Annotated in this window: 10 protein-coding genes; 4 read left to right on the forward strand and 6 right to left on the reverse strand. The window is 77.3% G+C overall.

The window, feature by feature from the left end:
- Positions 1 to 50 precede the first annotated feature (50 nt).
- Complete coding sequence (locus ACZ51S_RS02690) at positions 51 to 629, forward strand: SMI1/KNR4 family protein (RefSeq protein ID WP_468801880.1); 579 nt, start codon at positions 51 to 53, stop codon at positions 627 to 629.
- A gap of 114 nt (positions 630 to 743) precedes the next feature.
- On the opposite strand, the gene ACZ51S_RS02695 is transcribed toward ACZ51S_RS02690, so the two are convergent.
- The 3 genes from ACZ51S_RS02695 to ACZ51S_RS02705 are packed head-to-tail and all read right to left on the reverse strand — an operon-like array spanning position 744 to position 7,716.
- A complete protein-coding gene (locus ACZ51S_RS02695; protein ID WP_468477516.1) occupies positions 744 to 1,736 on the reverse strand; it encodes an ABC transporter ATP-binding protein in 993 nt (330 codons plus the stop codon).
- Positions 1,733 to 4,480 (reverse strand): hypothetical protein, encoded by a 2,748-nt coding sequence (locus ACZ51S_RS02700; RefSeq protein WP_468959370.1) that lies wholly within the window; start codon positions 4,478 to 4,480, stop codon positions 1,733 to 1,735. Before ACZ51S_RS02700 ends, ACZ51S_RS02695 begins: the two co-directional genes overlap by 4 nt.
- A complete protein-coding gene (locus ACZ51S_RS02705) occupies positions 4,477 to 7,716 on the reverse strand; it encodes an FtsX-like permease family protein (protein ID WP_468959373.1) in 3,240 nt (1,079 codons plus the stop codon). Before ACZ51S_RS02705 ends, ACZ51S_RS02700 begins: the two co-directional genes overlap by 4 nt.
- A gap of 158 nt (positions 7,717 to 7,874) precedes the next feature.
- On the opposite strand from ACZ51S_RS02705, the gene ACZ51S_RS02710 reads away from it, so the two are divergent.
- Together ACZ51S_RS02710 and ACZ51S_RS02715 are read left to right on the forward strand one after the other, a co-directional pair.
- Positions 7,875 to 8,624: an ABC transporter ATP-binding protein gene (locus tag ACZ51S_RS02710; RefSeq protein WP_468477513.1), complete on the forward strand. Its 750-nt coding sequence runs from the start codon at positions 7,875 to 7,877 to the stop codon at positions 8,622 to 8,624.
- Between the two features lie 142 nt (positions 8,625 to 8,766).
- The gene (locus tag ACZ51S_RS02715) at positions 8,767 to 9,708 is read left to right on the forward strand and encodes a hypothetical protein (protein ID WP_468477512.1); all 942 of its coding nucleotides are present in this window, start codon (positions 8,767 to 8,769) and stop codon (positions 9,706 to 9,708) included.
- Between the two features lie 202 nt (positions 9,709 to 9,910).
- Here the strand turns inward: ACZ51S_RS02715 and ACZ51S_RS02720 are convergent, their stop codons facing one another.
- Positions 9,911 to 10,930, reverse strand: a complete 1,020-nt coding sequence (locus tag ACZ51S_RS02720; protein WP_468477511.1) for a hypothetical protein — start codon at positions 10,928 to 10,930, stop codon at positions 9,911 to 9,913.
- A 157-nt stretch (positions 10,931 to 11,087) separates the two neighbouring features.
- Positions 11,088 to 12,008, reverse strand: coding sequence for a LysR family transcriptional regulator (locus tag ACZ51S_RS02725; protein WP_468477510.1), 921 nt, complete (start codon positions 12,006 to 12,008; stop codon positions 11,088 to 11,090).
- 71 nt (positions 12,009 to 12,079) lie between these two features.
- On the opposite strand from ACZ51S_RS02725, the gene ACZ51S_RS02730 reads away from it, so the two are divergent.
- Positions 12,080 to 13,033, forward strand: coding sequence for an NAD-dependent epimerase/dehydratase family protein (locus ACZ51S_RS02730; RefSeq protein ID WP_468801884.1), 954 nt, complete (start codon positions 12,080 to 12,082; stop codon positions 13,031 to 13,033).
- Here ACZ51S_RS02730 and ACZ51S_RS02735 read toward each other — a convergent pair.
- Positions 13,014 to 13,493, reverse strand: a complete 480-nt coding sequence (locus ACZ51S_RS02735) for a hypothetical protein (protein WP_468477508.1) — start codon at positions 13,491 to 13,493, stop codon at positions 13,014 to 13,016. The two genes, ACZ51S_RS02730 and ACZ51S_RS02735, sit on opposite strands and share 20 nt — an antisense overlap.
- Positions 13,494 to 13,511: the final 18 nt, after the last annotated feature.

Below are 13,511 nucleotides of genomic sequence, written 5' to 3' on the forward strand. Positions count from 1 at the left end.
CGGAGGCGGGCGGAGGCGAGGCGGGATTCCCGGCCTGGCAGTGTGTCCGCGTGGACGCACTCATCGGCACTCAGGTGCCCCATCGGCGACTGGTCGATCCCGTCTCGGCGGTCGAAGCCCTGGAAGGGGCCGCGCCCGAACTTGCCCGCCTGCGGCGTGCGGCTCCGGCCGGCATCGACTGGGGCCAGGTGGAGGGATGCCTGGGCGTGCCCCTGCCCTCGGACTACAAGCTGCTCGCCGAGACCTACCCGTCGTTGGCCTTCGGTGGCTTCCTGTGCGTAGGCTTCCCGCCCCCGGGCCGTGAGAAGGCATGGGCGGACGATTCCGACGATCTCGAGATCCTCGCCGAGTGGTGCGAGTACGCGCAGATGTCCGTTCCCCTGCACCCGTTTCCCGCCCCCGGAGGGCTGCTGCCCTGGGCCACGTCGAACCAGGGCGACTACTTCCTCTGGTCCACCCGGGGGGCCGGCCCCGACGAGTGGACCGTCACCGTGGCCTCCCGCAATGGTGGCTGGTGGCACTACACGGGAGGCGCCGTTCAGTTCCTGGCGGACTTGATCAGCGGATCCCTGGAGCCGTGGGCGTTGCCGGCGGTGTGGCCCTCGGTCGAGGCCTTCGGGGCGGACTGAGACGGTCGCGTCTGTCCGGGCGGCGGTGACGGTCGAGGAGGGCGGCTCGGGAGCCGACGGCACGGCACTCGGCGAGCCGGGACGCCGTCCTCTCGACCACCCGCCGCGCCGGGCTCAAAGGGCGTCCCGCAGCCCGGTGCCGGGCTCGGCGGGGTCGTCCGCGTCGTCGCGGCGGACCTCGATGCGGTCGGCGGCCAGGTCGACCGCGACGCGGTGCTCCATGCCCAGTGCCTCCAGGAACTTCTGGGGGAGCTGCACCCGGCCGGTGCGGTCCAGCATCACGTACTCGCGTTCGCTGACCGACTCCGTGCCGTGCTCGTCGGTGACCGTGCGGCGCAGCACCTCACTGCTGGTGCGGCCGTCGCGGATCGCCACGGTACGGCGGACCTCGCCCGCCACCATCGGGTCGTGGGTCACGATGACCACCGTCGCGCCCAGCTCCCGGTTCACGGTGCGGAAGGCCTCGAAGACGGCGGCCCCCGTCTCGGAGTCCAGCTCGCCGGTCGGCTCGTCGGCGAGCAGCACCGCCGGGTCGTTGGCCATGGCCACGGCGATGGCCACCCGCTGCTGCTGGCCGCCGGACAGCTCGGCCGGGCGCCGGCCGCCGAGGCCGCCGATCTCCAGGGCGTCCAGCAGCTCGGCGACCCGGGCCGCCTGCCGTGCCCGCGCCCCGCGACCGCCGCCCCTCAACTGCATGGGCAGCGCGATGTTCTGAGCGGCCGTCAGGAACGGCAGCAGGTTGCGGGCCGTCTGCTGCCAGACGAAACCCACCGTCTCGCGGCGGTAGCGCAGCCGGTCGCGGGCGGACATCTCCAGCAGGTCGTAGCCGCCGACGGTGGCGGTGCCCGCCGTCGGCACGTCCAGCCCCGCCAGGATGTTCAGCAGGGTGGACTTGCCGCTGCCGGAGGCCCCGACCAGGGCCACCAGGTCGCCCTGGGCCACCGTCAGCTCCAGCCCCTGCAGAGCCTGCACCTCGACGCCGTCGCTGGTGAAGATGCGGACGAGGCGGTCGCAGACGATCGCGGTCCCGGCCGCGTGCCGGCGCGGCTCGGCGGCGGCCAGGGCCTGGCGCCGCAGTTCCTCGTACGTGGGCGCTTCGGTGTTCAACGTCGGTCTCCCGCTCTCAACTCGGTGGTGATCTGACGCCGGCCGTTCACCGCCGCCTCCGCGAGCACGGCCACGGCCACCAGCCCCGCCAGGCCCAGGGCCTGCGCGAGCACCGGCCGCAGGCCGAGCCCCAGACCGGCCGGCACGGGCGCGCCGACCAGCGTCGTCAGGTCGAGCGAGGGGCCCAGCAGGGCGATCGCGGCGACCGCCGTCAGCGCGCCGCCCAGCGGGGCCACCAGCACCTGCGGCAGCGACTCCGTCAGCAGGAGCACCACCCCCTGCCGGGGCCGCAGGCCCATGGTCCGCAGCCGGGCCAGCAGCGCGGCCCGCTCCGGGGCGGCCCGTACCAGGGTCAGCAGCACGGACAGCAGGGCGAAGCCCGCCGCCGCGGCCAGGGAGGTCCAGAACAGCCGCCCGGCCGCCTTCTGCAGGGGGTCGCCGGCGAATTTCGCCGAGACCGCGGAGCTGGTCCGTACGAAGGTCCGCTCGGCGACCGCCGCCGGGGCGTGGGCGCGGACCAGCTCCCGCAGCCGCTCCTCGTCCACCGTGCCCAGGGCGAACCAGTGGTTGGGGCGCGCCGCCTCGGGAACCCGCGCGGTGACCGGCCCGGCCGGCATCACGACGACCGCCGCCTCCACGGACGGTTCCGCCGGGGTCCCCTCGACCAGGCCGACCGGCCGCGCCCGCAGCTCCACACCGCCCGCGACACGGATCCGGAACTCGCCCCCGGAGCCCTTCCCGGCGAGGTTCCCGCTGACCAGCACCGGGACGGGAGCGTCCGCCCCGCCGCCCCCGGCCAGTCCGGCCGGGTCGAAGCGGCCCCGGCCCGCGGCCGCGGACAGCGCCGCGTAGGCCGCCGGGTCGGCGACCACCGCCCTGACCCGCGTACCGATCAGGTCCTCGGACATCAGGAGGGCGTCCCGGTCGGTCCACACCCCGAGCGAGGTCCCTACCCCGGGCAGCGCGTCCGCCGCCCGGAGGAACTCCGGCGTCAGCTGCTCACGGGGCGGGGCCGACACATGGGCGTCGCCCCCGACATCGCCCCGCGCCGCCTGCAGGCGGGCCCCGTCCACGGAGGCCAGTACGGCCGACCCGAACCCGCCCGTCGTCACCGCCAGCAGCAGCGCGATCAGGGGCAGTACGGAGGGACGCGCGCCCCCCGCGTTCCCCCGGGCGGCGCGCGCGAGCCCGAGGAAGCCGGTCAGGCCGCGCCCGCGCCCCGCCGCCCGGGCCGCCAGCCGCGCCAGCGGCGGCTGGATCCGGGCCAGCAGCAGCCCCCCGCACAGCGCCAGCAGCAGCGGCGCGGCGACGAGCAGCGGGTCCAGCCCGGCCCCGGCCGGGGCGACCCCGCGCCGGCGGACCTCGGCCACGGCGGCGGCGGTGGCGGCCAGCACCAGCAGCTCCGCCACCAGCCTGCGCCGCGGTGCGGCCGCGCGCGGGCCCGACAGCAGCACGAGGGCGCGTACCGGAAAGGCCAGCAGGGCCGCGAGCGTGACGGCCCCGGCCGAGAGCAGGCCGGGCGCCGGCCGGGGGGTCGGCAGCAGCACGACCCCGAGGCCCGCGGCGAGCACGGCGGCGGGCAGCACGGTGACGGCCCCCTCGCCCAGCAGCCGGCGCAGGACACCCGTGCGGGAGCCGCCCCGGGCGAGCAGCAGGGCCAGCTCGGCCTCCCGCCGGTCACCGGTGAGCCCGGCGGCCAGGCAGAACACCACGAGGGCGACGCCCGCCACCCCGGCCGGCCCGATCGCGGCGAGCGGCGCGGCGGCCTGCCGGCGGGCCTCGGCGGCGGCGAGCAGTTTCGGCAGTTCGGAGGTGATCCGTATGTCGGGGTGGCCGGTCTCGGTGATCAGCCGGTTGGCGGTGGGACCCGCCACGTACGAGGCGATCTGCTCGGCCGCCTCGGACTGCCGGTCGGCGCGCAGCGCGCCGGTGTCCACGGGCAGCCGCCAGAAGTCCGTCGCGCGGGTGCCCCAGCCCGCCAGCCGGCCGATCCCCTCGGGGCCGACCAGGGCGGACGCCTCCCACCAGGACTTCTCCTGCTTCTGGTCCCATGTGAGACAGGCCTGCAGGAGGCAGGTGGTGGCGGTGTCGCTCCAGTAGACGCCGCCCGGGTCGTTCGGCGTGAACAGGCCGACGACCTCGATGCTCATCGGCGAGGCGATGCCCGAGGAGCCCTCCAGCACCGATCCCACCTTGGCGCCGATGCTGTCGGCGGCGCTCTTGGACAGGGCGACCGGGACGGTCCCCTCGCCGCCGCCGGACGGCCAGCGCCCCTCGACGAGCCGGCTGTGAGAGGCGATCTGCGGCAGGTGCAGCAGGCCCAGGTTGGGCGCGATGTCCGAGGGGCGGGCGAGCCCGGGGCCCGTCAGGGAGCGCGAGTCCTTCGCGCGCACCCCGTAGACGGGGCCGGAGTCCGCCAGGCGGTAACCCGGGCCGACGGCGGCGCGCAGTGCGGCCAGCGAGGAGTCCAGGGAGGCCGGGAGGTCCCCGCTCCGCGCGGTCTGCGCGGTGGCGACCAGGCTGGTCGCGGCCGGGCCCTGCTCGGCCAGGTAGGCGTGCAGGGCCTGGTCGGCGCCCCGGTCGAGGGCGCGCGGCAGCGCGGTGGCCAGCAGGACGGAGACGAGGACCAGGACGGCCGACAGCAGCGTGGCCAGCGGAGCGGCGCGCAGCCGGGTCCGCACCCAGCCGGCCCCGCCGCCCCGCCCGGGCGCGGCGGTCCGGGGGTCGGCGGTCGGGCCGGTCATATCTCCTCCACGTGGCGCAGGCGGGCGGCGGCGCCCCGGGACGTGCGGTCGCCGCGGCCGCCGACCAGCGCCGACAGCAGCGGCACCGCCGCGATGGCGGCGGCCAGCAGCAGGGTCCGCAGGCCCGGGAGGTCGGCCAGGACCGGCGGTACCGGGCGCCGCGCGGCGGGGGTGAGCACCATCAGCGGCACCGTCAGGTGCACGATGGCCGTGCCCACCGCCAGCCCCACCCCGGTCCCGAGCGCGACGAGGACCAGGCCCTCGGCGGAGGCCGCCCGGGCCAGGCCCCGCCGGGGCGCCCCGAGGGCCAGGAGGATCGCGGACTCCCGGGCCCGCTGCCGTGCGGCGGCCGCCGCGGCGGCGGCGAAACCGACGGCGGCCAGCACCGCGCAGGACAGGGCGAGGGCGGCCAGCGCGAGGCGCGGGCCGGCGCTCAGCGGGTCGTCCAGCAGCCCGGCGGCCACCTCCTCGCGCAGCAGCACCCGGTGCGAGCCGGCGCCCGCGCGCAGTTCGGCGGCGGCCCGCGCGGGCGCGGGGTCCGAGGCGGAGGCCGCGGGCAGCCACCACTCGTCGGCGCCGGGCAGGGCCCGTCCGTCGGTCGCGGCGAGCAGCCGGCCGGCGGCGCCGACGTCGACGGCCACCGCCCGGTCGCCGGACGCGGGCAGGGCTCCGACGGCGGCGGTGATCCGTACGGGGACGGTGGCCGAGCCCAGCAGCACCGTGATGCGGTCACCGACCCGGGCCCCGACGGCGGTGAGGTAGGCGCGGGTGGCGATGCCCGGCAGCTCTGCGGCGGCCGGCCCGCCGGTGGTGAGGCTGAGGGCGTGACTCCCCACGGCGGCACCCGAGTACCGCAGCCGCAGCAGCGCCCCGTCGGCCGGCAGCAGCCGGGCGGCCAGGTTCCCGTCCGCCGCCGGGGCCACCAGGTTCCAGGCGGGCGCGGCGGCCCGGACGGGGACGGCCGGGCCGCCCGCCGTCTCCGTGACCGCGACCCGGAGCAGCGCCACCTCCGCGTCGACCGGCGACCCGGCGTCCGGCCGGCTGGACCAGCCGTTCTCGGAGCCGTACGACACGGCGAGCCCCGCGAGGGACAGGGGTTCGGCGGCAGCCCCGAGCGGGGCCCCCGTCAGCGCCGCGACGTCCACGGAGAGGGTGCCCTCGCCGGTGTCCGGCAGCGCCTGGACCGGCGCCCGGTAGGTCAGCCCGAACCGGTCGCGCAGCAGCACCCCCAGCCGGGCGCCGCCGCTCGCGCCGAAGGCCCGGACCGACACGTCGAGGTCGATCCGCCGCGGCCGGCCCGGCAGCACGATGCCGGCGCCGCCCGGGGTTCCGGCCGCCAGCGGGGCGAACAGTTCCGCCATGGGGCGCCCGTCCCGCAGGTCGGCCCGCAGCGGCACCCGCCGGGCGACGGCGGCGGCGTCCAGCGCGAGCAGTTCCCCGTCGGCGCCGCCCGGCAGGCCGTGGGGGGAGCGCACCACCGGGATCGCCCGGTCGCCGCCCGGCAGTGACGCGTACCGGCCGGCCCGGCCGGGGGCGGGCAGGTCGCTGCCGGTGACGCGCAGCCCCCCGGCGGTGGCGAACTCCGCCTGGTCGCGCTGCGAGGCGGACCAGGCGGTGTGCTGGCCGAGGGCGAGGACCCCGCTGGACACCGAGAGCACCAGCAGCAGTACCGGTCCGGTGGCCCGACCGGGGCGCCGCGCGAGCTGCCAGCCCACGAGCGCCGGGCCGAGCCCGCGGCCCCGGGCGGCGATCCGGCCGCCGAGCCGCGCCGCGAACGGGAGCAGCCGCAGCACGAGCAGCGTGCCCGCGCACAGCGCCAGGGTGGGCGCGGCCACCAGGACGGGGTCGACGCCGAGTGCGCCGCCCGGCCCGGTACCGGCGCCGCTGTAGCGGTCGAGCCGGCGGTACGCGAGGACGGCCAGCGCCACCGTGGCGAGGTCCAGGCCGGAACGCGCCGCTCCCGACACCACGGCCGCACGGTGCCCGGCCCGCTGCAGTACCGCGGCCGCGGCCCCTCGCAGCACGGCGGGCAGGGAGGTCAGCAGGACGCACGCGAGCGCGCAGCCCGCCGCGGCCGGCCACAGCAGCCATGCCCCGCCGGTCGCGACGGGGGCCTCGGCCAGCGGCCCGTACCGGCCCGCCAGCCGCAGCAGCGGCGGGGTGAGCAGCGGGGCCAGGACCGCCGAGGGCAGGGCGAGCAGCAGCGCCTCGGCCGCCGACAGCGCCCCGAGCCGGCGGCGGGAGGCGCCGCGCGCGGTGAGCAGGACGCGCTCGGGTTCCTGGCGGTCCGTCAGCAGGTGGGCGACCAGCAGCAGGGCGGCGCCGGCGAGCACGGCCAGCTGGAGCGCCCCGACCAGCAGGGTGGAGCGGGCCACCCGCTGTCCCGTCTCCAGCGCGGCGGTGAAGTCCCGCAGATCCGTGGTGACGACGAGGCCGGCGGGGCCCTTGGTGCCGGTCTCCGGCGCCAGGGGACGCAGGCGGTCGAGGTCGGCGGCCCGGGCGGCGCGGAAATCGGGGGTCAGCAGCGTGGCGCGGCTGTTCTGCACCAGGGCGCCGCCGGTGAAGGCGGAGTCGTCGACGAGCAGGGGGCCGTAGCTGGTGAAGGAGGCGACCTGCACCTCGCGTCCGCCGAGGGGATCGAGCCGCCAGTACGGCGAATCCGGTTCGGCCGCCCGGTAGACGCCGGTGACGACGACGTTCAGCGGCGCCCCGCCGTAGCGGTCCTCCAGCCGCACCTCGGCCGGCAGCGCCCGGGCGGTCAGCCCGAGCCGGTTCAGCGCGGCCTCGGGCGCGGCCACCGGGACACGCCCGGGGCGGTCCGCGACCGGCTCGGGCCACTGGCCCGCGAGGAGCCGTACGCGGTCGCGGCCGAGGGCGGCGAGGAGGGTCAGGTCGGGTTCCCGGCCGGGGGCGCTGGGGCCGGGCAGTCCGTACGAACGGCTGCGCGCCACGCTCTCGATGCCGACGGGCACGCCGGCGAACAGGGTGTCCGCGAAGCTCCGTACGGCGGCGTCGTCACCGGACCGGGCGGCCGTCGCGTGGTCTCCGGTGAGGACGACGGCGGTGCTCGACCTGCCGGCCGGGCCGGTCAGTGCCTGCCGGAGGCCGGATTCCCCCACCCCGCGGGTGAAGGCCAGCAGCGCGGTCAGCGTGGTCGTGGTGATGAGCGCGGTGAGCAACACGGCGGCGGCGAGCGGCAGTCGGCCGCGCAACCGGCGCACGACAAAGCCGATCATGTGCCTGTTCCTTCCCCCGAACCGGACCAAGGGCACCGGATAGCGGACGATGCTGTCAGATTCGGCCCATAAGAGGAAGCGACTTGCGTGATTGATGTGACAGATGAGCAAATTCGGACGCGAAGGTAGGACAGTGCCTGGCCGAGGGGGAGCCCACCATGACGCAGCGACCACACCGACAGGACACCGGGGCCACCCCCGCCACCGCGTCCACCGCCCCGCCCATGATGGCGGTGCGCGACCTGCGCAAGAGCTTCGGTGGCGGGACGAACGCCGTACACGCCCTGCGCGGCGTCTCGTTCGAGGCGCGGCGCGGCGAACTCACCGCGCTCAAGGGCCGGTCGGGCTCGGGCAAGACCACCCTGCTCAACCTGGTGGGCGGCCTCGACACCCCGAGCGGGGGCACCGTCGAAATCGACGGGACCGACCTGTCCACCCTGGACGAGAGCGGCCTGCTCGCGCTGCGCCGCGACCGGATCGGCTTCGTGTTCCAGTCGTTCGGGCTGATCCCGGTCCTCACCGCCGCCGAGAACGTCGGCGTCCCGATGCGCATGCGCAAGGTGCCGGCACAGCGGCGCGAGGAACGCGTCCGCACCCTGCTGGCCCTGGTCGGCCTCGCCGAACACGCCGAACAGCGCCCCGGGGAACTCTCCGGCGGTCAGCAGCAGCGCGTCGCACTCGCCCGCGCCCTGGCCAACGAACCCGCCCTGATCATCGCCGACGAGCCCACCGGCCAGCTGGACTCCGAGACCGGCCGTTCCATCATGCGGCTGCTGCGCGCCGTGGTCCGCAGCGAGGGCGTCACGGCCCTGGTCGCCACCCACGATCCGCAGCTGATGGAACTCGCCGACCACGTCGTCGAGTTGCGTGACGGCCGGGTCGTCGAGCCGGCCGGGCCGGACCGCTGACCGGCGGCAGCCGCACTCGTACCCGGGCCCGGAGGCCGTCGCGCGGGGCCGGGGGCGGGAACCGGCGCCCCGGCGTCAATCACCCGCGTGGCGGTGGGGCGCGCACGCCCCCGGCGGCCGGCCATGACGGACAGTGGGGCGCGTGGATGCCGATGCGGAAATGGATCTGGACGAGATCGTCGACGCGCTGTACCGGCCGCACCCCGCCGGGTTCACGGCGGCGCGGGACGCGGCCGCGGCACGCGTGAAGGAGGCCGGGGACCCGGCGGCGGCCAAGCGGATCGCGGCACTGCGGCGGCCGACGCTCGCGGCCTGGGCGTCCAACACGCTGGTCCGCGCGAAACCCGACGAGACCGAGCAGTTCCTCCAGCTCGGGCAGACCCTGCGCGCGGCGCACCGTTCCCTGGACGGGGAGCGGCTGCGGGACCTGTCGCACCAGCAGCACGTGGTGATCGGTGCCCTGGCGCGGGAAGCCGCACGGCTGGCCGAGGAGGCGGGGACCCCGGTTTCCGAGACCGTGGTACGGGAGCTGGAGCAGATCCTGCGCGCCGTCCTCGCGGACCCCGTCGCGGCCGCGACGTGGGCCTCGGGGCGGCTCGTACGGGCCCCCGCGCCGGTGTCGGAGTTCCCGGCGGTCGACCCGGGCGCGGCGCTGCCGTCCGCGGTGCCGGGAGCCGGGGCGCGGGAGCCGGGGGCGCCGGAACCGGGGGCGTCGGAGCCCGCCGCGCCGGACACCGCCGCCGGTACCGAAGCCGGAACCGCCGCCGAGCCCGTCGACCGCGCCCGCGCGGCCCGGATCGACGCGGCCCGGGCCGCCGCCGAGGACGCGGCGTGGGCCGCCTCCGCCCGCGAGGAGGAGCTGCGGATGGCCGAGCAGGCCCGGCAGCACGCCGTGGCCCGCGCGGCGGAGGCCGACGCCGTGGTCGCGCGGCTGCAGGAGGAGACCGAGCAGGCGCGGGCCGCGCGCGACCTGGCGTACGAGGCGGTGGCCGAGGCGGAGGCCGGCCACCGCCAGGCCGAGCGGGCGGCCCGCGAGGCCCGTCACGCGGCGGCGTCCGCCCAACGCCGCCTGCGCCGGCTGTAGACCGTCTCCTCCGGGGTCACGCCGTGGGCCGGACGGCCGCGCCGGTGGTCCGGGCCGCACGTACGGCACGGGGCCGCTGCGGCGCCGGGCCCTTCCGCCGCGACCGGGCCCGAGCGGTGGTCCCGGCTCGCGGAACGGGGCCGGTCGCGGCCGGCACACCGGACCCGGCACCGTCGCCCGGCCCTCGCCCCCGGTGCGCGGCCTACGGGACCGGCCTCGACGCGGACTGCCCGGCGGCCGGGCGCTGCTGGGGCGGGACGGCGGCCCGGGCGGCGCCGCGGCCCGCCACCGGCATCAGCTGGCCGGTGGCCGCGAGGGCGAGACGGGAGAACAGGGTGCCCGAGAAGCCGAACAGGAGGGCGATGGCCAGGGAGATCGGCCGGGCGGGCGCACCCCAGGAGTTGTCCAGGAACACCTGGCCCAGGAGGTTCAGCTCGGGGTCGGCGAGCATCCGGACCAGCAGCAGGCCACCGGGCGCGGCCAGCGCGCCGCCGACCGGTGCCAGCACCAGAACGCCCCAGGAGGCGGGGCGCTGTGCGCGCATCACGCCGATCAGCGGCGACAGGAACCCGCCCAGCCCCCCGAGGAGCAGCGACAGACGGTGGTCGAGCACCAGGCCGACCAGCAGTACCGCGCCGAGGCCGGTCAGGGCCAGCCACAGGGCGATCCGCTGGAGCTCGTACTCCCGCTCGAAATCGCCGTCCTCCTGCCAGGACAGCTGCTCGGTGACGGCGATCAGCAGGGCCCGTTCGGCCGGCGGGTCGCCCGCGCGCGCGGCGAGCTCCGCGACGAGGGAGTCGTTCGCCGGGTCCTGGTCCGAGGCCAGGCGCAGCCGCAGGACGCGGCTGCGTACGGTGATCTCCTCGGCGCCCTCCAGGCGCAGCAGCTGGCTCTCGGCCTCGTGCAGCACCCGCCAGGCGGAAGCGAGTTTGGAGAGCGGGATGGCGACCGCCCAGCGCCCGGGGAGCAGGCGCCAGGCCACCTGGCCGTTCCTCTCCAGCCGGTCCAGCCGGTCGGTGACCGCCTTGAGGGCGGCGGACGGGCCCGCCGGCCCGGCCGCGCACACGTCGACGCGGGCCCGGCAGTCGTGGATGCGGGCCTGGAGCAGCCGGTACCGGGGAGCGGCGATCAGACCCCGGCTGGTGATGTACACCACCACCAGGTAGCAGCCGCAGACCAGCCACAGCGCCCAGCGCCCGTCCCGGAAAAGGTGCTCCACCACGCCAATCCCCCTTCGGCGCCAGCCCGTCGCCGACGACGGGAACAGGGGCATCTTCCTACGCGGGACCGGCACCTGTCCGGACTTCCGGACCGGCGCACGCACCCGGCCCGTACGGCGCCCGCATCACGGGGCCCGAAAGCCGCGCCGACGCCGGGGTTCACCGGGCCGGGCCCTCCCAGGGCCCCGCCGCACGCCGCAGGGCCTCCGTCAGCGAGGCGGCGTACGGCTGCGGATGGGGGCGCCGCGGGACGGCGACGCCGATCTGGCGGGCGGGGCGGGGCGGCGCCAGGGGCACCACCGCCGAACCCTCGGGCGGGGCCAGGGAGACGTGCGGGATCAGGGTGACGCCGACGCCCGCGCCGACCAGGGTCTGCGCGAAGAAGTAGTCGGTGGTGGAGGCGGCGACCCGCAGCTCGAACCCGGCCCGGTCCGCGTACCGGCGCAGGAAGGCCTCCGTCTTGAGGCAGCCCAGCACCCAGCGGTCCCCGGCCAGCTCCGCCGGCTCGAGCCGGTCCCGCCCCGCCAGCCGGTGGCCGCGCGGCAGGACCGCGTACAGCGGGTCCTCCAGCAGCGGCAGCCACTCCAGCCGCGCGGCGGACGGCACCGGTCCCGAGGACGGCAGCGGCCCGTCGAAGGCGTACGCCAGCGCCAGGTCCGCCGCCCCGCCGCGCACCATCGCCAGCGAGGCCTCCGGCTCGGCCTCCAGCACCGTCAGCTCCACCTCCGGATGGGCGGCCACGAACTCCGGCAGGGCGCGGGGCAGCAGGTGCCGGCCGCCGCTGGTGAAGGTGGCGAGCGTCAGCCGGGGCCGGCCGGCGGCGAGCCGGTCGATCCGGGCGCGGACCTGGTCCAGCTCGGCGGTGATCGTCTCGGCCGTCTCCACCAGCAGCCGCCCCGCCTCGGTGAGGGTGACCCCGCGCGTGCTGCGCACCGCCACCGGGTGGCCGAGGCCGCGCTCCAGCGAGGCGATGTGCTGGGAGACGGCCGAGGGCGTCAGCCGCAGGGCGGAGGCGGCGCGGTTGAAGCTGCCGTGTTCCGCGACGGCCCTCAGGACGCGCAGCCGGTGCACATCGATCAACAGTTTTCCTTACGGTCCGTTCAGCGGGTCATCGGTTCTGCCGGGGACCCTACAGCGGCAGAGTCGGGGGCATGGAAAAGGTTCTGGTCATCGGCGGCAGCCGCTACTTCGGCAGACATCTGGTCACCCGGCTCCGCGACGCGGGCAGCGCGGTCAGCGTCCTCAACCGCGGCTCCTGCGCCCCTCCGCCCGGCACCGCCCACCTGCTCGCCGACCGCGACGACGAGCAGGCCCTGCGCGCGGCGCTCGCGGCGCGCGCCTTCGACGTGGTACTCGACCAGGTCTGCTACACCCCGCACCAGGCGGCCGTCGCCCGCCGCGTCTTCGGCGGCGGACGGGCCGGGCGCTATGTGATGACCTCGACGATGGAGGTGTACGACCCCGCGACCTTCCGCACCCCGCCCCCGGCCGACCGGGCCGGGGCCGCCGTCCGCCCGGTGGCGGAGGACGCGTTCGACCCGCTGGACCTCCCGGCCGGTCTCCCCGGCTACGCCGAGGGGAAGCGGCGGGCCGAGGCGGTGTTCCTGCGGGACGCGGCCTTCCCGTACGTCAGCGTCCGCTCCGCGCACGTACTGGGCGGGGGCCGGGCCGACTTCACGGGACGGCTGGCGCACTACGCCGGGCGGATCGCCGACGGGCTGCCGGTCGCCGTCCACGGGGACGCGTACGAGACCTCCTTCGTCCACCACCGGGAGATCGCGGAGTTCCTGGCCTGGGCGGCCGCCGGGTCCTTCACCGGGCCGGTCAACGCGGCCTCCCACGGCCCGCTCGACGTCACGGCCCTCACCGGCCTGGTGGCCGCCCGGCTCGGACGGCCGGCCCGCCACCAGATCGTGGGCGCGGGGGAGGAGGCCTCCCCCTTCTCCTTCGACCGGGCCTACGCCCTCGACAACACCCGCGCCACCCGTCTCGGCTTCACCTTCCGCCACACCCGTGACTGGCTGCCCGGAGCCGTCGACGAGGCGGTCCGCGAGACCACCGGCCTGCCCGGCCCCGCCGACGGCCTCAGGCGCACAGCGCGATGAGGTCCGCGATGCCGTCGGCGTAGGCCGCCGACACCGAACCGGGCCGCCCCGCCCGGCCGCCGCGCAGCAGCGGCAGGCCGGCCCGGACGTGCGCGGCGCACTGGCCGTAGAGCCCCGCCTCGTACGGGGTCCCGTCGTCCTCGGAGTTCAGCAGCGCCAGCAGCGTCCACAGCAGGGCCTCGCGGGTCGCCAGCCGGGGCGGGCCGGCCGACCAGACGGCCATCAGCACCGCACAGGCCGCCGGGGCGGGGGGCCACAGCCGCGAGCGGGCGAAGACGTGCCCCTCCAGCGCGTGGTAGGCCGCCGGGTGCCCCTCGGCCGCGTCCCACAGGGTGCCCGCGAGATGCCCCGCCGAGCGGCCGCAGCCGCAGACGAACAACTCCCAGTCGTACCGCGCGATGGTCTCCCGTACGCCGTCGGGCACCAGCGGGCTGCCGAGCGGCTGTTCCTTCCCTCTCATGGGGCCCAAGTATGTAAG

This window comes from Streptomyces sp. NPDC034043 (assembly GCF_055575675.1).

Bases quoted from the DNA above. Each gene is read 5' to 3' on its own strand.
- ACZ51S_RS02710 (WP_468477513.1), top strand. From the start codon at position 7,875: ATGACGCAGCGACCACACCGACAGGACACCGGGGCCACCCCCGCCACC.
- ACZ51S_RS02705 (WP_468959373.1), bottom strand. From the start codon at position 7,716: ATGATCGGCTTTGTCGTGCGCCGGTTGCGCGGCCGACTGCCGCTCGCC.
- ACZ51S_RS02730 (WP_468801884.1), top strand. From the start codon at position 12,080: ATGGAAAAGGTTCTGGTCATCGGCGGCAGCCGCTACTTCGGCAGACAT.
- ACZ51S_RS02735 (WP_468477508.1), bottom strand. From the start codon at position 13,493: ATGAGAGGGAAGGAACAGCCGCTCGGCAGCCCGCTGGTGCCCGACGGC.
- ACZ51S_RS02700 (WP_468959370.1), bottom strand. From the start codon at position 4,480: ATGACCGGCCCGACCGCCGACCCCCGGACCGCCGCGCCCGGGCGGGGC.